This window comes from Ruegeria sp. BB7, from assembly GCF_056539365.1.
The window spans coordinates 85,137-106,849 of record NZ_JBQFUV010000006.1; the positions used below are offsets into that span (position 1 = coordinate 85,137).

Consider the following 21,713-nt stretch of genomic DNA (forward strand, 5'->3'; position numbering starts at 1 on the left):
TGCCATGACCCGCATCGCCTATCTCGACTTTCTCAAACCAACCCTTCTTTTTTCGCTAATGGCGCTGACGACACTGTTACGGGCCGCTCCGGCACCTGCGGCCGAGACCGAAACCTTGACGGTTGCCGGGGGTTGTTTCTGGTGCGTCGAATCCGATTTCGAATCCGTTCCGGGCGTGATTGGTGCCGTTTCGGGTTTTACCGGTGGCACATCCGCCAACCCGAGTTACAGTCAGGTCACTAAAGGTGGTACTGGCCACTATGAAGCGGTTCAGATTACCTTTGATCCGTCCCGCGTTTCCCGTGAAACCCTGCTGAACATGTTCTTCCGATCGGTCGATCCTACCGACGCAGGTGGTCAGTTCTGTGACCGGGGGGATAGCTACCGAACAGCGATTTTCGTCTCTAACACAGGGGAAAAGGCGCTTGCTGAGCAAGCCAAATCCAATGCTCAAAATGCGCTGGGGCAGAAAATCGTGACCCCAATCCTGCAAGAAGGCGCGTTTTATCCAGCTGAGGCCTACCATCAGGACTATTACAAAGGCACCAAGCTGGTTTTGACCCGCTTTGGCCCCAAACGGCAGGCCAGCGCGTACAAAGCCTATCGCAAAGCCTGCGGTCGCGACGCCCGGGTCAAGCAATTGTGGGGGAGTGAGGCACCCTTCGTCGGGTCTTAACCCAACTGCGCCTCGCGCACCTCTTTAAGATCTGGAATAACATCCGCCGTCCCGTGCCGCGTGACCATCAGGGCCGCGGCACGATTTGCTTGAGTGATCGCCTGCGCCATTGGCATGCCTCGGTCCATCCCAGCCAGAACATATCCAGTAAAGGTATCCCCCGCGCCGGTGGTATCTACAGCCTGCACCTTGTGCGCCGGAAAGTCAGAATCCGCGCAATTGTGGAAATACCGCGCACCTTGTGACCCCAACGTGACGATAACGTGCTGCACAGTCAGGTCAGACACCGACTGACCGGTTGCCTGTCGCAACTGTTCTGCCTCGATCTCGTTCAGGATCAGGAAATCCAGGTAAGGCAGCACAGCCTGCACCGCGTCGGCCTGAAATGGTGCAGCGGCATAGCAGACAGTCAGGCCGAGTTCACGCCCCATCTTTGCAGCCTCAACCTGCAAGTTTGTTTCGTTCTGCATCACCAGAAGATCGCCCGGTTCGGCGGATGACAGGGCCTGTCCCAACTGATCCTGCGAGATCGCATGGTTCGCGCCCTGAAACAGGATGATGTTATTCTCACCCTCAGCGTCGACTGCAATGATGGCGTGGCCTGTGGGAACCTCGACCACAGCAATATGACGTGTATCCACACCATATTCGGTCAGACGATCCCGCGCCCAGCGCCCATCAGGCCCCACCGCACCGATATGTGCCGTCCGCGCGCCCGCCCGCGACGAAGCCACCGACATATTTGCCCCCTTACCGCCCAGGAACTGATCCAGACGGTTGGCTGAAAGCGTCTCTCCCGGCCCGGGCAGGTGCGGCACATCATAAATCATGTCCGCATTGATCGAGCCGAGATTCCAGATCGTCATGGTTTACCCGATATCGCAGGAGGCCAGGATGGCCATGTTCAAGATGTCATTTGCCGTCGACACGGTCGAACAGATCTGAATGGGTTTATCGACGCCCGAAAGGATCGGGCCGATAACGGTAGCACCGCCCATTTCCTGCATCAGCTTGGTCGAGATCGATGCCGAATGGCGCGCTGGCACGATCAGGATATTCGCCGGACCAGTCAGACGCTGGAACGGATAACCTGCCTGCTGATCAACGTTCAGGGCCACATCCACGGTCATTTCGCCCTCATACTCAAAGTCCACACCGCGGTGGTCCAGAACCGCAGGCGCGCGGTGCATCTTCTCGGCCCGTTCCGACACTGGATAACCGAAAGTCGAGAAGCTAACGAAAGCCACGCGTGGCTCAAGCCCCATGTGACGCGCAACGGCGGCCGAACGCTCGGCAATATTGGCTAGATCGTTCTCGTCCGGCCATTCATGCACCAGCGTATCGCCAATCAGCACGATCCGACCCTTGTGCAACAAAGCCGTCACACCCGCCGCCCCGTGCGAGGCATCGGCATCAAATACGTGATTGATGCGATCCAGAACATGCGCCGATTTACGGGTGGCCCCGGTGACCAGACCGTCGCCATGCCCATGGGCCAGCATCAGAGACGAGAATACATGCCGATCACGAGCCGCGAGGCGGTGAATGTCCTTGCTGTCAAAACCCTTACGCTGCAGTCGCTGGTACAGGAAATCCGAGTACGTCTCGAGATGCGCGGTATTGGCGGCATTCACCACCTCCAGTTCGCGCACCGCATCGCCCAGACCGGCCTCTTCCAGCTTTTGCTTTACGTCATCGGGCCGACCAACAACCAACGCTTTGCCAAAACCCGAGCGTTGATACATCACCGCCGCACGCAACACGCGGGGATCGTCACCCTCGGCAAAGATCATGCGGCTTTGCGCCTGACGCGCACGGGCATTCAGGCCGCGCAGGATGCTGGCGGTCGGGTCCATGCGAGACTTGAGGCTCAGCTCATAGGCCTCCATGTCGATGATCGGACGGCGCGCAGCCCCGGTATCCATGCCGGCCTTGGCAACGGCAGGCGGAATGCGGTGGATCAGGCGCGGATCGAACGGCGTCGGGATGATGTAATCGCGGCCGAAGGTCAGCGATTTGCCATAGGCCATTGCAACTTCATCGGGCACATCCTCACGCGCCAGATTGGCAAGTGCGTGGGCACAGGCGATTTTCATCTCGTCATTGATGGCACGGGCATGAATGTCCAGCGCACCACGGAACAGGTATGGGAAGCCCAACACGTTGTTCACCTGGTTGGGATAGTCGCTGCGCCCGGTGGCGACGATGGCATCCACGCGGACCTCATGCGCCTCTTCCGGCGTAATCTCAGGATCCGGGTTTGCCATGGCAAAGATCACCGGATTATCGGCCATGCTCGCAACCATATCCTGCGTCACGGCCCCTTTTACCGATACACCCAAGAATACGTCCGCGCCTTTCATGGCGTCTTCCAGCGTGCGCAGGTCGGTGGTGATAGCGTGGGCCGATTTCCACTGGTTCATCCCCTCGGTTCGGCCCTGATAGATCACACCCTTGGTGTCACATACGATGCAATTTTCGTGCTTGGCGCCCATCGATTTAAGCAATTCGATACAAGCAATACCTGCAGCGCCCGCACCGTTAAGGACAATCTTAACATCCTCGATCTTTTTGCCCGAGATATGCAGCGCGTTCAGCAGACCTGCCGCACAGATCACCGCTGTCCCGTGCTGGTCGTCGTGGAAGACGGGGATATCCATCTCTTCTTTCAGGCGCTGTTCGATGATGAAACACTCGGGCGCCTTGATGTCTTCCAGATTGATGCCGCCAAAGGTCGGCCCCATCAGACGCACCGCGCGGCAGAACTCATCCGGGTCTTCAGTATCCAATTCGATGTCGATCGAGTTCACATCGGCGAACCGTTTGAAAAGGACAGATTTCCCTTCCATCACCGGTTTCGACCCCAACGCGCCGAGGTTTCCAAGACCCAGAACAGCCGTCCCGTTCGAGATCACGGCGACCAGATTACCCTTGTTGGTGTAGTCATACGCGGTCTCGGGTGCTTCTGCGATAGCTTCACATGGAACAGCAACGCCTGGGCTGTAAGCCAGCGACAGATCGCGCTGCGTGGTCATGGGAACGGTGGCCTGCACCTCCCACTTGCCGGGGGTCGGGTCGAGGTGAAAGGCCAGCGCCTCTTCTTTGGTGATCTTCGCTTTGGGCATCGGATATGTCGTTTCTTTACAACTGTTGGGCTGTCGCCTCATAGCGCAGGTGAACGCGCGCCTCAACGAGAATGAGTTTTCGGCTTTTACAGAAGATGCGGGATTTGTAAGGTCGCGCCCGGAACACGCCAGAAGGGGGCCACCTTTGTCCACAGTCACGCCGATGATGGCGCAATATCTCGAAATCAAAGAGGCGCATGCCGACGCCCTGCTGTTTTACCGCATGGGTGACTTTTACGAGATGTTCTTCCAAGACGCCGTCAACGCCGCCGAGGCACTGGACATCGCCCTGACCAAACGTGGCAAGCATAACGGCACTGATATTCCCATGTGCGGCGTCCCGGTTCATGCGGCTGAAGGTTACCTGCTGACCCTGATCCGCAAAGGCTTTCGCGTGGCCGTCTGCGAACAGATGGAAAGCCCCGCTGAGGCGAAGAAAAGAGGCTCTAAATCGGTGGTAAAGCGCGATGTCGTGCGTCTGGTGACACCCGGCACGCTGACCGAAGACGCGCTGCTTGAAGCCCGCCGCCACAACTTTCTCGCAGCCTATGCCGAGGTACGGGATGAGGCCGCGCTGGCCTGGGCCGATATTTCAACCGGCGCCTTTCACGTGATGCCGTTGACCTCCGTGAGGCTCAGCCCCGAGTTGGCACGCTTGGCCCCCTCCGAACTGATCGTGGCTGACGGGTCGGAGCAGCCATTGTACGAAACGGTCCGCGATCTAGGGATTTCGCTGACCCCCATCGGGCGCGCCAGTTTCGACAGCACTGCGGCAGAGAAGCGCATTTGCGGTTTGTTTCACGTGGGCGCACTGGATGCTTTCGGGAGCTTTGGTCGCGCAGAAGTTTCGGCCATGGGCGCGTTGATCGACTATCTAGAGATCACACAGAAGGGCAAACTTCCGCTCCTGCAAACGCCGCTGAAGGAATCCGAGGACCGCGTGGTCCAGATCGACGCCGCCACGCGCCGCAATCTGGAACTGACCCGGTCCTTGTCCGGTGGTCGCGCCGGATCGCTGTTGTCCGTAATCGACCGCACCGTGACCCCTGGCGGCGCTCGGTTGCTGGAACAACGCCTCTCTAGCCCTTCGCGCAATCTGGATGTGGTCCATGCACGGCTCGACGCCGTGTCATTCGCAGCTGAGGAAAGCCTAATCGCATCAGACTTGCGCGAAGCGCTGCGCAAAACCCCTGATCTCGACCGTGCGTTGTCCCGCTTGTCGCTGGAACGTGGCGGCCCGCGCGATCTGGCCGCTGTCCGCAACGGGCTGACGCAAGCTGCGTCAATCGCCGAAGTCTGTGCAGGGCAAGACCTGCCGGTCCTTCTGGCGACCGCGGTGCAAAACCTTGTCGGCTTTGACGACCTGCTTGCCCTGCTGGACGAAGCCTTGGTGGCTGAGCCCCCGCTGCTGGCCCGCGACGGCGGCTTCATTGCCCCCGGCTTCGATTCCGAACTGGACGAAGCCCGCACCTTGCGCGACGAAGGCCGCTCGGTCATCGCCGGGTTTCAGCAGAAATACGCGGAACATACCGGCATCACGTCGCTAAAGATCAAGCATAACAACGTGCTGGGCTACTTCATTGAAACCACGGCCACTCATGCCGAGAAAATGCTGAACCCACCGTTCAGCGAAACCTATATCCACCGCCAGACCACCGCCAATCAGGTTCGGTTTACCACCGTGGAACTCTCCGAAATAGAAACCCGTATCCTGAACGCAGGCAATCTGGCGCTTGATATCGAGAAGCGGCTCTATCAAAGGCTATCTGAAGAGATTCTGACCCTCGCCGCGCGCCTGAACCAGGCCGCCCGAGGGCTGGCTGAACTCGACCTGACCACCGCCCTGGCCGATCTCGCGCGTGGAGAAAACTGGTGCCGCCCGCAAGTCGACACCTCCCGTGCCTTTGATGTGCAAGGCGGCCGCCACCCGGTTGTCGAGCACGCCCTGCGCCAACAAAGCGGCGATGCCTTCATCGCCAATGATTGCGACCTCAGCGCAGAAAACGGAGCTGCCATCTGGCTGCTGACTGGTCCCAACATGGCTGGTAAATCGACCTTCCTGCGCCAGAACGCGTTGATCGCCCTGCTGGCCCAAATGGGCAGCTATGTCCCCGCCGAACAGGCGCATATTGGCATGGTCAGCCAACTGTTCAGCCGTGTCGGAGCCTCCGACGATCTGGCGAGGGGTCGTTCGACCTTCATGGTCGAGATGGTCGAAACTGCCGCCATCCTGAACCAGGCCGACGACCGCGCGCTGGTCATCCTCGACGAGATTGGCCGTGGCACCGCCACCTATGACGGTCTGTCGATCGCCTGGGCTACGCTGGAACATCTGCATGCCACCAACCAGTGCCGCGCCTTATTCGCCACCCACTACCATGAACTGACCGCTCTGGCCGGAAAGCTGGAAGGTGTCGACAACGCCACCGTCGCCGTCAAGGAGTGGGAGGGTGAGGTGATCTTCCTGCATGAGGTCCATAAGGGCGCTGCCGACAGGTCTTACGGCGTGCAAGTCGCCCAACTTGCGGGCCTGCCCACGTCAGTTGTCGACCGCGCCCGCGTGGTGCTAGAGCAGTTGGAAAAGACAGAACGTGAAGGTGGTAAGCAAAAGGCATTGATCGATGATCTGCCGCTGTTCTCTGCTGCTGCTCCGCCTCCCCCCCCAGCACCCAAAGCGTCACCAGTCACGGATATGTTGAATGATGTACTGCCCGACGAACTCACTCCGCGCGAGGCCCTGGACCTGATCTACAAATTGAAAGAGGCGGCCAATTCCTGACCGCCTCTTCATCTTTTCAAAAATACTCTCGCCGAAGGCTTGGCTTCTCTGAAGCCAATCAGTTAGCAGGCATTGACGACACACCAACCTGCGCCGGACGCAGCAAACGGTCATGTAGCATGAACCCTTCAGCCGAGACCTGAATGATGTCACCAGCTTTGGTACCGGGTAACGGGGCTTCGAACATCGCCTCGTGCACATTCGGATCAAACCGGTCACCAACCTCAGGCGTGATCACTTCAATTCCGTGCTTTTGGAACACATCCTTCAGTGCGCGCATGGTCAGTTCCACACCTTCCAGCAGGCCGGCGGCAACCTCTTTCTGCTCATCAGTTGCGGCCTCAAGGGCGCGTTTCATGTTGTCGTAAACCGGCAGCATGTCGCGGGCGAGTTTCGACCCACCGTATTGTTCCGCGTCACGACGCGCCTTGTCACCGCGTTTGCGCGCGTTTTCTGCATCCGCCAACGCGCGCATGAATTTGTCCTTGAAGTCGTCCCTCTCAGCACGCAGCGCGTCCATTTCCAACGCTTCTTCGCTGATCTCAGCAAATTCTTCGTCCAACTCTTCCGCTTCAGCGGTTGCGATATCATCCAAAAAATCTTCGTTCTTGGGCTCTGCCATCTCTTACCCTCTAGCTCCGGTCGGATATCAGCTTGCCGACCAGTTGCGCCGTATAATCCACGATCGGCACGATCCGTCCATAATTCAGACGCGTGGGTCCGATGACCCCGACCGCACCGATTATCTTTCGATCAGCGTTCATATATGGAGACACCACCAAAGAGGAACCCGAAAGTGAGAAAAGTTTGTTCTCAGACCCGATAAAAATGCGCACACCCTCGCCTTCTTCGGTCAATTCAAGGAATTCGGCGATGTCACGTTTGCGTTCCAGATCATCAAACAAGGTGCGAATTCGGTCTAATTCCTCTTCCTGACCGGTCTCACCTAGCAGATTCGCCCGCCCCCGCACGATCAACCGGGCCGAGTCGCTCCCGTCGCCGTCCCAGGCGGCCATGCCGCTTTCGACCATTTCGCGCGCCAATACGTCTATCTCTTGTTTGCGGGCGGCGATCTGGCTTTGCATCTGGCGGCGCACCTCACTCAACGTGCGACCCTCGATCAGTGCGTTCAGGAAATTCGCCGCCTCGCGCATCGAACTGGGCGTCTGTCCGGGCGGCGGTGTGAACAGTCGGTTCTCCACCTGACCATCCGAAAACACCAGAACCACCAACGCACGATCATGTGCCAGCGAAACAAACTCGATATGCTTGATTTCGGCCTCATGCTTGGGCGTCAGCACCAGCGACGCACCATGTGTCACGTGTGACAGGGCCGAGCCGACCCGATCTAGCATTCCGCCCACATCGCCTGCGTTAGAGCCTAATGTCTCGTCCAGTTTCTGCCGATCATCGGCCCCCAGATCACCAACTTCAAGCAAGCCGTCCACGAACATGCGCAAACCTTGCTGCGTCGGTATCCGACCTGCGCTGACATGCGGACTGTCCAGCAGGCCCAGAAACTCCAGATCCTGCATCACATTGCGCACGGTCGCGGCGCTGACTTTTTCTGAAAGTGTGCGAGTCAATGTGCGGCTGCCAACGGGCTCGCCACTGTCCAAATAGCTCTCGACGATCAACCGGAACACTTCGCGCGACCGGTCATTCATCTCGTCCAGAATTTTGCTCGCTTCGCTCATCGGCGGTCCCCTGCTGGGTCGTCATTAAATCGCAGGTGTGCGAAAGGTCAATCGGGGTTGCATCGTAAGCCAAGGGGGCGTTATCCCCAACCCAGCAAACAAAGGATTTTCCATGCGACCCTCAGGACGAGATTTAAGCGAAATGCGCGCCGTTTCAATCGAAACGGGGTTCACCAAACATGCCGAAGGTTCCTGCCTGATCAAAATGGGTGACACCCATGTGCTGTGCACTGCCACGATCGAGGATCGTGTACCGCCCTTCATCAAAGGATCGGGCCTGGGCTGGGTTACCGCCGAGTACGGTATGCTGCCCCGTGCAACCAACACCCGGATGCGGCGCGAGGCGGCAAGCGGCAAACAAGGTGGTCGCACTGTGGAAATTCAACGCCTGATTGGCCGCGCACTTCGTGCCGGAGTGGATCGGGTTGCCCTTGGTGAACGCCAAATCACCGTTGACTGCGATGTAATTCAAGCCGACGGCGGTACGCGCTGTGCTTCGATCACCGGCGGCTGGGTTGCGCTGCGTTTGGCCGTAAACAAACTGATGAAGGCAGGTGATGTAATATCTGACCCCTTGTTAGACCCTGTTGCGGCCGTTTCCTGCGGAATTTATGCAGGTCAACCAGTTCTGGATCTGGACTACCCCGAGGACAGCGAAGCCGGAGTTGACGGCAACTTTATCATGACAGGTTCTGGCAAACTGATCGAAGTACAGATGTCTGCCGAAGGTTCGGTCTTTAGCCGTACTCAGATGGATCAGCTGATGGATCTGGCGGAAAAAGGCGTGGGTGAACTGGCCGCAGCACAGAAAGCTGCAACTGCATGACCCGTAAGTTCGACGGTGACAGGCTGCTGGTGGCCACCCATAACAAAGGCAAGCTAGAGGAGATGGCGCATCTCCTCGAACCCTTTGGGGTGGCTGTAATAGGCGCAGGTGAAATGAACCTGCCTGAACCGGATGAGACCGAGGATACTTTCGTTGGTAACGCGCGGATCAAAGCCCATGCCGCCGCCAAGGCCACTGGCCTGCCTGCACTGTCGGACGATTCCGGGCTTACTATCGACGCACTGGACGGCGCGCCGGGCGTCTATACCGCTGATTGGGCTGAAACTGGCAATGGCCGCGATTTCCTAATGGCCATGACCCGGGCCCATAAAGAGCTTGAGGCAAAAGGCGCCGCACATCCCCGCGCGGCGCAATTCCGCTGCACGTTGGTTCTGGCTTGGCCAGACGGGCACGATGAAGTGTTTGAGGGCGTTGCGCCCGGCCACTTGGTCTGGCCAATCCGCGGCAAGGATGGGTTCGGTTATGACCCAATGTTTGTCCCAGAAGGACATGACATTACCTTTGCCGAGATGGATCGCTGGGAAAAGAACAAGATCAGCCATCGCGGTCGCGCGGTGGAGATGTTCGTGAAGGGCTGTTTTGGCGGATGATTGGCGCAATGGGGGCTTTGGCCTGTACGTGCATTGGCCTTTCTGCGAGGCCAAGTGTCCCTATTGCGATTTCAACAGCCATGTTTCCAAAATTATTGATCAAAAACAATGGCTTGATGCGTATCTAGCCGAGCTTCGCCGCTCTGCCCTGGAAACTCCCGACCGTGTCTTGAACACCATCTTTTTCGGTGGCGGAACGCCGTCTCTGATGGATCCCGACACCGTCGCCGCAGTTATCGACGAGGCCCGCACCCTGTGGCGCCCAGCCAATGATATGGAGATTACGCTCGAGGCCAATCCCGGCTCGGTAGAAGCCGGCCGTTTCGCGGCTTATCGCGATGCTGGCGTGAACCGTATCTCGATGGGCATACAAGCGTTGAACGACGAAGATCTCCGCCGTTTGGGTCGCATTCACACGGTGGCCGAGGCTCGTAGCGCATTTAATATCGCCCGTAATTGCTTTGAAAGAGTCAGTTTTGATCTGATTTACGCCCGGCAGCATCAAACCCTTGAAGCCTGGCGTGCCGAGCTGACCGAAGCTTTGACGATGGCTGTCGACCATTTGTCTCTGTACCAACTCACCGTCGAGGACGGCACCGCCTTTGGTGACCGCTATGCTGTCGGTAAACTGCGCGGTCTGCCAGAAGACGACAGCGCCGCCGACATGTATCTGGCCACACAGGAAATCTGCGAAGCGCATGGCCTGCCCTCCTATGAGGTCTCAAATCACGCGCGGCCGGGGTCCGAGTCCCAACACAACCTTATCTATTGGCGCTATGGCGATTACGTCGGAATCGGCCCCGGTGCGCATGGACGGATCACACTGAACGGCCAAAAGCTGGCGACGGAAACTTATCTGTCCCCGAACGCATGGCTAACCGCTGTAGCAAAAGGCACAGGGGAAAGGGAACGGGTAGCCCTTTCAACGCAAGACCAAGCAGTTGAATACCTGATGATGGGGTTGAGGATAATAGAGGGACTAGATATTGATAGATTTAACGCCTTAACTGATCAGCCTCTACAGCAGAAAAAGCTGTCTGATTTGATGGAAATCGGCATGTTAGAACAGAAAAATGGTCGTCTTATTGCCACCAAGAATGGACGCGCGGTTCTTAATGCGGTGATCCGGGAGTTGTTGGGGTAGGTGATGCAATATATCTGGGCTACCTTGGGGTTGATTTGCGTTGGACTTGCAGCGGTAGGTATTGCTCTACCTCTTCTGCCGACTGTACCATTCTTGTTGTTGGCCGCTTTCTTCTTTGCCCGCTCTTCCTCTCGCCTTCATCACTGGCTGGTAACTCATCAGACTTTTGGGCCATTGATCGTTGATTGGCAAACCTCTGGTGTCATTCGACCGGGTGCAAAAAAGGCGGCCACCATTTCAGTTACCGCCGTGTTTGGATTATCTATTCTGCTGGCCTTGCCTTCCCACGTTCTGATTATTCAGGCTGTGGTTTTAGGCTGTGTCATGATCTTTATCTGGACACGACCTAACGGCTGAGCTTAGCACAAAGATCGTCTAACTGATCCAGATTTTCATAGGTCAAAACCACCTGCCCAGTTTCAGTACCAGCCTTGTGGTTGATCGCAACTTTCATAGCCAGAATCGCCGAGAGATCTTTCTCCAATGCACGCGTATCCGCGTCCTTGCCAGCATTCAGATTTCTGGACCGCGGCGTGGCCTTGGCAGGATCTGCTTGTTGTTTTTTCACCAACGCTTCGGTCGCACGCACCGAAAGGCCATCCCGAACGACAATTTTGGCCAATTCTGATGGGTTTTCCGCTGTTATCAAAGCCCGTGCATGACCCGCTGACAGCTTGCCCTCAATAACCAATGTCTGAACGTCCAACGGCAAGGAAAGCAATCGCAGTAGATTCGCAATGTGGCTGCGGCTTTTCCCAAGAGCTTCGGCCAGCTTTTCCTGTGTGTGCCCGAAACGGTCCATAAGCTGCTTGTATCCAGCAGCCTCTTCAACGGCATTCAGATCTGCGCGCTGAATATTCTCGATAATCGCAACTTCAAGAACCTCGGTATCGTCGAATTCGCGTACGATAACCGGAATATCATGTAGCTGCGCCATCTGAGCAGCACGCCAACGCCGTTCACCGGCAACAATTTCATACTCACCGCTACTGATTTCGCGTACGATCAGCGGCTGGATAATACCTTTTTCCTTAACAGATGCGGCAAGCTCATCAAGATGCTCTGCCGAAAACGTCCGGCGCGGCTGATTTGGGTTGGCCCGCAATTTTTCAATTGGAACCGTCATGTCCGGACGGCGCGGCTCTGATGAGACTAGACCTTCTGCTTCTTGTGTTACATCAGCCATCAATGCGGAAAGGCCTCGGCCTAGGCCTCTGTGTTTTGTTTTTTTGGCGGTCACTGAGCCCTCCTCACTGCCGCTCAGGCGGCGATATTTTTATTCTTGTGAATGACTTCGCGAGCCAGATGCCGATATGCCATCGCACCCAACGATCCCGAATCATATTGCAGAACTGGCAAAGCGTAAGACGGCGCTTCGCTGACCCGCACATTCCTGGGTATTTTGGTTTTAAATACCATCTCACCCAAATTGTCACGTGCATCCTTTTCGACCTGACGGGACAAGTTATTGCGGTTGTCATACATGGTAAGCACAACACCTTCGATTCTGAGGTCAGGATTGGCGGTTTGACGGACCTCTCGGATCGTCAGCATCAACTGCGAAAGACCCTCCAAAGCAAAGAACTCACTTTGCAGCGGAACCAAAACCGAATGCGATGCCACCATCGCATTCACAGTCAGAAGATTGAGAGACGGAGGGCAATCGATCAGGATGAAATCCAACTTGAATTTATCAATAGCCGTCTGGCGCAGTGCGTCATGAAGAAGATAGCTGCGTTTTTCATTGGAAATCAATTCAATATCAGCCGAGCTCAAATCAACAGTCGCAGGAACAACAAAAAGCCCTTCGATATCCGTTTCCTGCAGTACTGCCTCAAGCGGTGCTTCATCCAGGATCAGATCATAAGTCGTCCAATCCCTATCCTCGACCCCCAATCCTGTCGACGCATTACCTTGAGGGTCCAAATCAACAACCAACACCCTACACCCTGCTTCGGCAAGTCCAGCGGCAAGGTTAATCGCTGTCGTAGTTTTTCCCACCCCACCCTTTTGATTGGCAACCGCAATTATCCGGGGCCCTGAAGGGCGAGACAGATCAACCACGCGATACTCCTTTGATCCTTAGGATAACAGCTTGGGGTTCAGTTAAACTTGTAATCGGCTCGCAATCGAATTTCCATTCCTCGCGTGCGTCATCCAGCTCTTTTTTCCAGTTTGCGCCTTTAGGCAACAGCGCGGTACCGTGTTCTCCTAAATGTCTGTCGCAAAAGGACAATAACATCTTCAGGTCAGCTAGCGCACGTGCTGATAGTATATCTGCGCTCAAGGGGTCTACGTCCTCGATTCTCTTTGAAACAACAGTACATTTTGCCCCGCACTCTCGGACAACGGTGCGTAGAAACGCCGATTTTCTCTGATCGCTTTCAACAAATGTAAAATGTGTATCTGGCGCTTCATCAGCGGCCAAAATAGCGCAAACCATCCCTGGAAAGCCTCCTCCACTTCCTAAGTCCACCCAGGTTTGGAAAGCTTCTGCACACCGAAAGACTTGTACCGAGTCCAATATATGCCGGGTCCAGATATCATTAAGGCTGTTCCTGGAAACCAAGTTTATCTTGGGATTCCAGCGCTGCACCAGATTTACGTAGACCTCAAGCCGATCGAGTGTTTCACGTGAAACATTCAACCCGTTCAGCACTTCGGAGCTCATACTTTGCGCACCCGATGTTCACGCCGCAATTTGGCCAGCAACAAAGTCAGTGCAGCAGGTGTTACGCCTTCTACGCGCCCAGCCTGTGCTATATTTACCGGTCTTGCCGTCGATAGTTTCTGTTTCATCTCAGATGACAGACCTTCCAACGTTGAATAGTCAAAATCTCGCGGAATCTCATAAGATTCATCGCGTTTCATAGCTTCAACATCCTTTTTTTGCCGCACAATGTAGTTCGCATAAAGCGCGTCCCGTTCGACCTGAAGGCGGATATCCGCTTCAACACACTCTAGCTCAGGAACAAGTGGCAAAAGGTCGTCGAATGACACATCTGGAAATGCCAATATCGCCATTCCGTCCCTGCGATTTCCATCTTGGTTGACATTAATGCCTGCTGATCGCATCTCCTTCGGTGTAAATTTGCGATCCGTCAATTTAGACTTGGCAGTCTCCAGCTTGTCCATTTTCCGTTCAAACTGAATTTTCCGCGATTCACCAACACACCCAAGATCAATGCCTATTGGCGTTAACCTCTGATCTGCGTTATCTGCTCGCAGCGACAAACGGAATTCCGCGCGAGAGGTAAACATTCGGTAAGGCTCCGCCACTCCGCGAGTAGTTAGATCGTCAATCATCACACCAATGTAGCTGTCCGCACGCGTGAAATGGAGCGGGTCACGTCCCAAAACGGCTAGTGCAGCGTTCAACCCCGCAACAAGTCCCTGCGCTGCTGCTTCTTCATATCCTGTCGTTCCGTTGATTTGACCAGCAAGATAAAGACCCGGCGTCTCTGGCAATGACAAAGATGACGTCAATACGCGTGGATCGACGTAATCGTATTCAATCGCATAACCAGGTTGCAATATGACTGCATTCTCCAGTCCCTTGATTGATCGAACATAATCTTGTTGTACATCTTGTGGTAAAGACGTCGAAATCCCGTTTGGGTAGATCGTGTGGTCGTTAACTCCTTCGGGTTCCAAGAAAATTTGGTGCGATTCCTTGTCGGAAAAGCGGACGATTTTGTCCTCGATGGATGGGCAATAGCGTGGACCCACTCCATCGATATGCCCGCCATACATTGCAGACCGAGACAGGTTCTTTTCGATGATCTCGTGCGTTCGCGCATTTGTATGTGTAATTCCGCAAGAGATTTGCGGCGCGACAACTGAAGTTGAGAGAAAGGAAAACAGCGTGGGATCTTCATCGCCGTCTTGTCGTTCAAGGTCTGTCCAATTTATTGTGCGACCGTCCAGCCGGGGCGGTGTACCGGTTTTCAATCGACCCAGAGGAAGATCAAAGCTATCCAGACGTTCGGCCAACTTCACCGACGGTCGGTCCCCCATCCGACCACCGGGCTTGGAAACGTCTCCAATGTGAATGACACCCCGCAAAAATGTACCAGATGTTAGGATGACAGCTCCGGCATGAATTTCCGAACCGTCCGCTAGCTTGATTCCAACAACCTTCGAGCCATCCATCAGAAAGTCGACAACTTCACCGACAACAATGGATAGATGCTCTTGCTGCTGCGTCTCTTTCTGCATGGCCGCACGATACAGTGCTCGGTCAGCTTGTGTTCTTGGCCCCTGCACTGCTGGACCTTTCCGACGGTTCAAAAGGCGAAACTGAATCCCGGCTTGATCAGCCACACGCCCCATGACGCCATCCAGCGCATCGATTTCACGCACCAAATGACCTTTCCCAAGGCCACCAATAGCAGGGTTACAGGACATGACGCCGATATCCTGCCCTGACAAGGTTACCAAAGCAGTTTCGACACCCATCCGGGCAGCCGCATGAGCTGCTTCGGTTCCAGCATGGCCAGCCCCAATGATCACCACATCAAACTTTGAATGTTTCACGTGAAACACTCCTTATTTCCCAAGGCAGAAACTGGAAAATATTTCATCCAATAGGTCCTCGACCCCAATTCTACCAACCAATGTTTCAAGTGCGCGGATCGCCGTACGTAGCTCTTCTGCCGCGATATCATACAAGTCCGGTCCTGATTCCAGAACCGTCATTGCAGCGGCTAGCGCCGCACTGGCGTCATTCAGCGCGACGCGATGCCGTTCTCGCGTCGCGATACCATGGCTAGTAGATCGATCAGCCAACACACGCGATATATGGGAAATTAGCTGATCAATCCCTTGACCAGTTTTTCCAGAAACTCCGCCTTCGACACCATCACGAAGATCAGATTTCGGCAAAATTTGAATATCCCCATCTGCCATGGGAACACCCAGCTCTTTTGGATTCTCTGTCAGAAACACGCGCAGATCAGCCGCGTCAGCGCGTTTTCGGGCGAGTTCGATTCCCAGGTTTTCAACGTGATCCTCAGTTTCACGCAATCCAGCTGTGTCCAGCAGAGTGACGGGTAGACCGCCAAGATCCATGCGAACTTCGATCACGTCTCGTGTCGTTCCCGCGTATTCTGAGGTAATCGCTGCTTCCCGCCCTGCCAGCGCGTTCAATAAGGTAGACTTACCCGCGTTAGGTAAACCAACAATGGCAACCTCAAATCCAGTACGAATACGTTCAGCGATCTTAACGCCATCTGCCTCACGCCGAATATCTTCCATGACTCCGGTAATCAAATTCCGAACTTCAGGCGTGACATCTGTGGGCACTTCTTCATCGGCAAAATCAATGACCGCCTCCAGCAACGATGCCGCCCGTATCAGATCACGACGCCAACGCTCCGCCAAGCCACCTAGTTCGCCAGCCAGAATGGTCTGGGCCTGTTTGCGCTGCGCTTCGGTTTCGGCATCGATCAGATCTGCAAGCCCTTCAACCTGCGTCAGGTCCATCTTGCCATTCTCAAGTGCACGCCGCGTAAATTCCCCAGGTTCTGCCAAACGCAAACCATCTGTGTCCGACAAACAGCGCATCACAGCATTGATCGCAGCCGTACTTCCGTGAATTTGAAGCTCGGCCACATCTTCACCGGTGAAACTCGCCGGCGCTTGAAATGTCAAGATCAGCCCATCATCCAGGCGCGATCCATCACCCGCGTACAATGACCGAACCCGCATACCGCGGGGCGGCAGCGCGCTGTCTGTTAGATCGGCCGCTGCAGAATGCGCCAATGGGCCTGAGAGGCGGATAACCGCCACTCCTGCTTTGCCTTGTGCGCTGGCCAAGGCGAATATCGTATCCATTCGAAGGCCTCGCGTCGTTTAAGACCTGTGTCAGGTGTTCATTGAATCGAAGAACTCGCCGTTTGTCTTCGTCTGCTTCAACTTCGACAACAGGAATTCGATTGCGTCGGTGGTACCCATCGGGTTGAGGATGCGGCGCAGAACGAAGGTCTTGGCCAGATCGCCTTTGTCGACCAGCAGGTCTTCTTTCCGGGTACCGGACTTGAGGATGTCGATGGCCGGGAACACGCGCTTGTCTGCAATCTTGCGATCCAGAACGATTTCCGAGTTACCGGTGCCTTTGAATTCTTCGAAAATGACTTCGTCCATCCGGCTACCGGTGTCGATCAGCGCAGTCGCGATGATGGTCAGCGAACCACCCTCTTCGATATTCCGCGCCGCACCAAAGAAACGCTTGGGCCGCTGCAGCGCATTCGCATCCACACCACCGGTCAGAACTTTACCCGAAGATGGGACCACAGTGTTAAACGCCCTACCAAGTCTTGTGATTGAGTCAAGAAGTATAACAACATCTCGTTTATGCTCGACCAAGCGTTTGGCTTTTTCAATGACCATTTCAGACACCGCCACGTGACGGGTTGCCGGTTCGTCAAAGGTCGAAGACACAACCTCACCTTTTACCGAGCGCTGCATGTCGGTCACCTCTTCCGGGCGTTCGTCGATCAACAACACGATCAGATAGCATTCCGGGTGGTTCTGTTCGATCGAATGCGCGATGTTCTGCAGGATCACCGTCTTACCGGTCCGTGGCGGCGCCACGATCAGTGACCGCTGGCCTTTACCGATGGGCGACACAAGGTCTATCACACGGGCCGACTTGTCTTTGATGGTGGGATCTTCGATCTCCATCTTCAGACGCTCATCGGGATACAGAGGCGTCAGGTTGTCGAACAGAATCTTGTGTTTCGCCTTCTCAGGGTTCTCGAAGTTGATCATCGTGACCTTGGTCAGCGCGAAGTACCGTTCGTTATCGTCCGGCGCCTTGATCTCACCTTCGACCGTGTCGCCTGTGCGCAGCGAGTGCAGGCGGATCATGTCGGGCGAGACATAGATATCGTCCGGACCCGGCAGATAGTTCGCCTCAGGCGAGCGCAGAAAGCCGAAGCCGTCCTGCAGAACCTCAAGCACGCCATCGCCGCCAACGGTCCAGCCTTCATCTGCACGTTCGCGCAGAATCTGGAACATCATCTCGCCTTTACGCATGGTCGAGGCGTTTTCGATCTCCAGTTCTTCGGCCATCGCCAGAAGATCTTTGGGGCTTTTGGCTTTCAGGTCGGCCAGATTCAGGGATTCAGTGGACATGATACATACCTTCACCGCTGACTGTGCGGCTTGAAGTGGAAATTCAGTACGGAAAATACGCCGCCCGGACGGGCGTGTTGACCCCTACATAAGCCCGGTAGCTTTCGGAGTCAAACAGGCCTTCAGAACTTCAGAACGACCGCCAGAACGATGGCAACCATTAAAATGGTCGGTACCTCGTTCATCATGCGATATTGCCGCCCAGTGAGCTTATTTTCGCCCTCTAAGAAGTCCTTGCGCCGTGCCATCAGCCAATGATGAAACCAGGTCATACCAATCACAGCCGCCCCCTTGACCCAGGGCCAAGACCAGTCCCACCCAACGATGCCCGGCGTGAACACCATGATAAGCCCGCACACCCATGCTACGTACATCGCTGGTCGCATGATCACACGCAGCAACTTGTCTTCCATTTCAAAGAAGATGGTTTCTGCCCCGTCGACCGTCTGTGCCTTTTCTACGTGATAGACGAACAGCCTGGGCAAATAGAACAGTCCTGCCATCCACGAGATCACGGCCATGATGTGTAAAGACTTCACCCACGGGTAAATCGTGAAAAGAAGATCGGTCATTCTGGCTCCGGGTGTTGTTCGGAACTCTCCCTAATAAAAAAATAAGAAAAGAAAAAGGAAGATGGTTTTGTAGGGTGAACAAAATCCGTGGATTACTTTTTTACACATGCTTTTTCCCCAGGTGGAAAGAGTTCCGTGATTTTCAGGTGATTCTGTGAATTTCATGATTTATAGTTTTAAAACAATAAGTTGTATATTGGCATATAGAAGACCTCTGAGGATAACTCTTTGGGTAAACCCGGAATATCGGGTTATCCATGTCTTTAGACTTATCCTTGTCCCGGATGGACAGGGTTTGAGCGACTCAGGGAAGTTTTGGGCGAAAATCCCGGGGTTGCGTGTCAATCTGAAAACCATACAAACCGTCCAGTAACGCTCAACGATTTGCACACGGGGTTGTCCACATGTCTGTCCCCATCATCCTGGCCTCGGGGTCATTTATTCGCGCACAGCTGCTGGAAAACGCAGGCGTGCCATTTTCCGTTCAGGTGGCGCGCGTGGATGAGGATACCATAAAACGCGCACTGTTGGCCGAAGAGGCATCTCCCCGTGATATTGCTGATGCACTCGCCGAGATGAAAGCTCGCAAAGTTAGCGACAAAAATCCCGGCGCGATGGTTCTGGGCTGCGATCAGGTGTTGGATTTTGACGGGCAACTGTTGTCGAAACCTGAAACATTCGAAGATGCTCTTGCGCAGCTCAAGGCGATGCGGGGCAAGCGGCATATGCTGTTGTCTGCTGCGGTGATCTATCAGGATGGAGAGCCGATCTGGCGCCATGTCGGGCAAGTGCGCCTGCGGATGCGGATGAGCTCGGATGCGTTTCTGCGCGATTATATCAACCGCAACTGGGACAGCATCCGCCATGCGGTCGGCGCCTATAAGCTGGAAGAGGAAGGTGTCCGTCTGTTCGCTACCATTGACGGCGACTACTTTAATGTCTTGGGTATGCCCCTGTTGGAACTGCTCAATTATCTGGCTGTCAAAGGGGTGATCGACCAATGACGCATAATCATATTCCGCTGGCCGGGGTGATCGGGCATCCGATTGCACATTCCAAATCGCCCAAGCTGCATGGGCACTGGCTAAAAAGTTATGGGCTGGCTGGGCATTACATCCCAATGGATGTTGCGCCTGCAGATTTTGAGCGTGTTTTACGCACTCTACCCAAAGCGGGTTTTGTAGGGGCAAATGTGACTGTACCCCATAAAGAGGCTGCGCTGCGAATTGCAGACCATGTATCTGAGCGGGCCAAGCTGATTGGTGCTGCGAATACGCTTGTGTTTCAGAACGACGGCTCAATCCATGCGGACAACACTGATGGCTACGGGTTTATGCAGAACCTGCACAGTGGCGCGCCGGATTGGGTGCCATCAGACGGACCCGCATTGGTGTTTGGTGCAGGCGGTGCAGCGCGCGCGGTTCTGCAAGGGCTGCTTGAGGCTGGCGTACCGAAAATTATGCTGACCAACCGTACTCGGGCACGGGCTGAACAGCTGAAAGAGGAATTCGGAGACCGCATCACCGTGGTGGATTGGGTTCAGGCCGGGAATTCTGTTGAAGAGGCTGAACTGGTGGTCAACACTACCTCTCTGGGTATGCAGGGCCAGCCTGAACTACGAGTGCCACTGGATGGGTTGCAGTCTGGCGCGGTGGTTACGGATTTGGTCTATGCCCCGCTGCAAACACATTTGCTGAAAACGGCGGACGAGGCGGGCTGCACGACGGTCGACGGGTTGGGTATGTTGCTGCATCAGGCGGTACCTGGATTTGAACGCTGGTTCGGCATCCGCCCCGAGGTGACCGACGATCTCCGTGCGGCGGTTTTGGGATGAGTTTTGCGCTTGGCCTGACAGGCTCGATCGGTATGGGTAAAAGCACCACGGCACAGATGTTTGTCGAGGAGGGCTGCGCGCTGTGGGATGCTGATGCGGCCGTACATAGACTCTATACAAAGGGTGGAGCCGCAGTTGAGCCCATGCGCGAGGCCTTTCCTGAGGCGATTGTCGAGGATACCGTCAGCCGTGATGCGCTGAAACGGATCATTGCGCAGGACCCATCTGCACTGAAACAGATCGAGGCCATCGTGCACCCTCTGGTAGCCGCTGATCGTGCAGCGTTTCGGGAGCAGGCCACGGCGGATATTCTGGTGTTCGACATTCCCTTGCTGTTTGAAACCGGCGGTGACGCGGCGATGGATGCCGTTGCCTGCGTCTCGATTCCCGCCGATGAACAAAAGCGCCGCGTGATGGAGCGCGGCACGATGACCGAGGCGCAGTTCGAACAGATCCGCTCCAAGCAGATGCCGAATGATGAGAAATGCGCGCGGTCGGACTATGTGATCGTGACGGATACGCTGGACCATGCCCGCGCGCAGGTGCAGGATGTGGTCAGGCAGATACGGGCGGGGATGGCAGATGCGTGAGATTGTACTCGATACCGAAACCACCGGGTTCGACCCCGAAAGCGGCGACCGGATTGTCGAGATCGGCGCGGTTGAGCTGTGGAACCACGTGGCCACGGGCGAGACCTATCACGTCTATATCAACCCCGAACGGTCCATGCCTGAAGAGGCGTTTGGCGTGCACGGCATCGGCCCCGACCTTTTGGAGAATCCGCGCCCGGCAGAAAAAGGCGAGGTCACGCTGAAGGACAAACCTGTCTTTGCCAAGATCGGTCAGGGGTTTCTTGATTTCATCAAGGATTCAAAGCTGGTGATCCACAATGCATCCTTCGATATGAAATTCCTGAACGCAGAACTCAGATGGATGGGTTTGCCCCAAATCCCAATGGATCAAGCGCTGGATACGCTGGCGATTGCGCGCAAACGGTTTCCGGGTTCGCCCGCGTCACTAGACGCACTGTGCAGGCGATTTAACATCGACAACACGAACCGGGTGCTGCACGGGGCACTTTTGGACTCGGAAATTCTGGCCGAGGTCTATCTGGAGCTGATCGGGGGTCGGCAACCGGATTTCGGCCTGTCATCTGCGGCTTCATCGGGTGCGGGTGGTCAGGACGACTGGCGCCCAACAGCGCGCCCGACCCCGTTGGCGTCGAAGATCACCGAAGAAGAGCGTTCTGCGCATGAGGCGTTTGTAGAAAAACTGGGCGAGAATGCCCTGTGGACCCGCGCCTGAGAAACTA

General features: G+C 55.5%; 21 protein-coding genes. 10 read left to right on the plus strand and 11 right to left on the minus strand.

All coding sequences use genetic code 11. The features are described from left to right. Positions 1-4: 4 nt before the first annotated feature. Complete coding sequence (gene msrA, locus ACR0D7_RS11840; protein ID WP_480679190.1) at positions 5-676, plus strand: peptide-methionine (S)-S-oxide reductase MsrA; 672 nt, start codon at positions 5-7, stop codon at positions 674-676. Here msrA and ACR0D7_RS11845 read toward each other — a convergent pair. Continuing rightward, positions 673-1,542, minus strand: coding sequence for a ribokinase (locus tag ACR0D7_RS11845; RefSeq protein WP_480679191.1), 870 nt, complete (start codon positions 1,540-1,542; stop codon positions 673-675). The genes msrA and ACR0D7_RS11845 overlap by 4 nt on opposite strands. A gap of 3 nt (positions 1,543-1,545) precedes the next feature. Beyond that, the gene (locus tag ACR0D7_RS11850) at positions 1,546-3,801 is read right to left on the minus strand and encodes an NADP-dependent malic enzyme (protein ID WP_480679192.1); all 2,256 of its coding nucleotides are present in this window, start codon (positions 3,799-3,801) and stop codon (positions 1,546-1,548) included. Between the two features lie 163 nt (positions 3,802-3,964). Between ACR0D7_RS11850 and mutS the strand changes: the two genes are divergently transcribed. Next, positions 3,965-6,580, plus strand: a complete 2,616-nt coding sequence (mutS, locus tag ACR0D7_RS11855) for a DNA mismatch repair protein MutS (RefSeq protein WP_480679272.1) — start codon at positions 3,965-3,967, stop codon at positions 6,578-6,580. A gap of 58 nt (positions 6,581-6,638) precedes the next feature. On the opposite strand, the gene ACR0D7_RS11860 is transcribed toward mutS, so the two are convergent. Together ACR0D7_RS11860 and hrcA are read right to left on the minus strand one after the other, a co-directional pair. Further along, positions 6,639-7,202: a nucleotide exchange factor GrpE gene (locus ACR0D7_RS11860; RefSeq protein ID WP_480679193.1), complete on the minus strand. Its 564-nt coding sequence runs from the start codon at positions 7,200-7,202 to the stop codon at positions 6,639-6,641. A gap of 10 nt (positions 7,203-7,212) precedes the next feature. Further along, on the minus strand, positions 7,213-8,277 hold the full coding sequence (gene hrcA, locus ACR0D7_RS11865) for a heat-inducible transcriptional repressor HrcA (protein WP_480679194.1): 1,065 nt from the start codon (positions 8,275-8,277) through the stop codon (positions 7,213-7,215). Between the two features lie 112 nt (positions 8,278-8,389). Here hrcA and rph point away from each other — a divergent pair, with 112 nt between their 5' ends. The 4 genes from rph to ACR0D7_RS11885 are packed head-to-tail and all read left to right on the plus strand — an operon-like array spanning position 8,390 to position 11,215. Continuing rightward, positions 8,390-9,103 (plus strand): ribonuclease PH, encoded by a 714-nt coding sequence (rph, locus tag ACR0D7_RS11870; RefSeq protein WP_480679195.1) that lies wholly within the window; start codon positions 8,390-8,392, stop codon positions 9,101-9,103. Next, on the plus strand, positions 9,100-9,714 hold the full coding sequence (gene rdgB / locus ACR0D7_RS11875; RefSeq protein WP_480679196.1) for an RdgB/HAM1 family non-canonical purine NTP pyrophosphatase: 615 nt from the start codon (positions 9,100-9,102) through the stop codon (positions 9,712-9,714). Before rph ends, rdgB begins: the two co-directional genes overlap by 4 nt. Further along, positions 9,704-10,858: a radical SAM family heme chaperone HemW gene (hemW, locus tag ACR0D7_RS11880; protein WP_480679197.1), complete on the plus strand. Its 1,155-nt coding sequence runs from the start codon at positions 9,704-9,706 to the stop codon at positions 10,856-10,858. The genes rdgB and hemW overlap by 11 nt, the downstream gene beginning before the upstream one ends. A gap of 3 nt (positions 10,859-10,861) precedes the next feature. Further along, the gene (locus ACR0D7_RS11885) at positions 10,862-11,215 is read left to right on the plus strand and encodes a YbaN family protein (RefSeq protein WP_480679198.1); all 354 of its coding nucleotides are present in this window, start codon (positions 10,862-10,864) and stop codon (positions 11,213-11,215) included. Here ACR0D7_RS11885 and ACR0D7_RS11890 read toward each other — a convergent pair. From ACR0D7_RS11890 to ACR0D7_RS11920, 7 genes are all read right to left on the minus strand, one after another. Then, a complete protein-coding gene (locus ACR0D7_RS11890; protein ID WP_480679199.1) occupies positions 11,205-12,098 on the minus strand; it encodes a ParB/RepB/Spo0J family partition protein in 894 nt (297 codons plus the stop codon). The genes ACR0D7_RS11885 and ACR0D7_RS11890 overlap by 11 nt on opposite strands. Before the next feature lie 20 nt (positions 12,099-12,118). Further along, positions 12,119-12,922 carry a ParA family protein gene (locus ACR0D7_RS11895; RefSeq protein ID WP_480679200.1) on the minus strand — a complete coding sequence of 268 codons (804 nt, stop codon included), beginning with the start codon at positions 12,920-12,922 and terminating at the stop codon, positions 12,119-12,121. Further along, positions 12,915-13,529 carry a 16S rRNA (guanine(527)-N(7))-methyltransferase RsmG gene (gene rsmG, locus ACR0D7_RS11900; RefSeq protein WP_480679201.1) on the minus strand — a complete coding sequence of 205 codons (615 nt, stop codon included), beginning with the start codon at positions 13,527-13,529 and terminating at the stop codon, positions 12,915-12,917. The genes ACR0D7_RS11895 and rsmG overlap by 8 nt, the downstream gene beginning before the upstream one ends. Beyond that, entirely contained in the window at positions 13,526-15,394 is a 1,869-nt protein-coding gene (gene mnmG / locus ACR0D7_RS11905; protein WP_480679202.1) for a tRNA uridine-5-carboxymethylaminomethyl(34) synthesis enzyme MnmG, read from the minus strand. Before mnmG ends, rsmG begins: the two co-directional genes overlap by 4 nt. 12 nt (positions 15,395-15,406) lie before the next feature. Further along, positions 15,407-16,693 (minus strand): tRNA uridine-5-carboxymethylaminomethyl(34) synthesis GTPase MnmE, encoded by a 1,287-nt coding sequence (gene mnmE, locus ACR0D7_RS11910; protein ID WP_480679203.1) that lies wholly within the window; start codon positions 16,691-16,693, stop codon positions 15,407-15,409. Positions 16,694-16,723: 30 nt separating this feature from the next. Beyond that, positions 16,724-17,995, minus strand: coding sequence for a transcription termination factor Rho (gene rho / locus ACR0D7_RS11915; RefSeq protein WP_480679204.1), 1,272 nt, complete (start codon positions 17,993-17,995; stop codon positions 16,724-16,726). A 122-nt stretch (positions 17,996-18,117) separates the two neighbouring features. Next, positions 18,118-18,567, minus strand: a complete 450-nt coding sequence (locus ACR0D7_RS11920; protein WP_480679205.1) for a CopD family protein — start codon at positions 18,565-18,567, stop codon at positions 18,118-18,120. A gap of 404 nt (positions 18,568-18,971) precedes the next feature. On the opposite strand from ACR0D7_RS11920, the gene ACR0D7_RS11925 reads away from it, so the two are divergent. From ACR0D7_RS11925 to dnaQ, 4 genes are read left to right on the plus strand one after another with little or no spacing between them, the layout of a single operon-like run. Further along, positions 18,972-19,571, plus strand: coding sequence for a Maf family protein (locus tag ACR0D7_RS11925; protein WP_480679206.1), 600 nt, complete (start codon positions 18,972-18,974; stop codon positions 19,569-19,571). Beyond that, positions 19,568-20,401 (plus strand): shikimate dehydrogenase, encoded by an 834-nt coding sequence (locus tag ACR0D7_RS11930; RefSeq protein ID WP_480679207.1) that lies wholly within the window; start codon positions 19,568-19,570, stop codon positions 20,399-20,401. The genes ACR0D7_RS11925 and ACR0D7_RS11930 overlap by 4 nt, the downstream gene beginning before the upstream one ends. Then, complete coding sequence (gene coaE / locus ACR0D7_RS11935) at positions 20,398-20,991, plus strand: dephospho-CoA kinase (protein ID WP_480679208.1); 594 nt, start codon at positions 20,398-20,400, stop codon at positions 20,989-20,991. The genes ACR0D7_RS11930 and coaE overlap by 4 nt, the downstream gene beginning before the upstream one ends. Further along, positions 20,984-21,706 (plus strand): DNA polymerase III subunit epsilon, encoded by a 723-nt coding sequence (gene dnaQ, locus ACR0D7_RS11940; protein ID WP_480679209.1) that lies wholly within the window; start codon positions 20,984-20,986, stop codon positions 21,704-21,706. Before coaE ends, dnaQ begins: the two co-directional genes overlap by 8 nt. Positions 21,707-21,713: the final 7 nt, after the last annotated feature.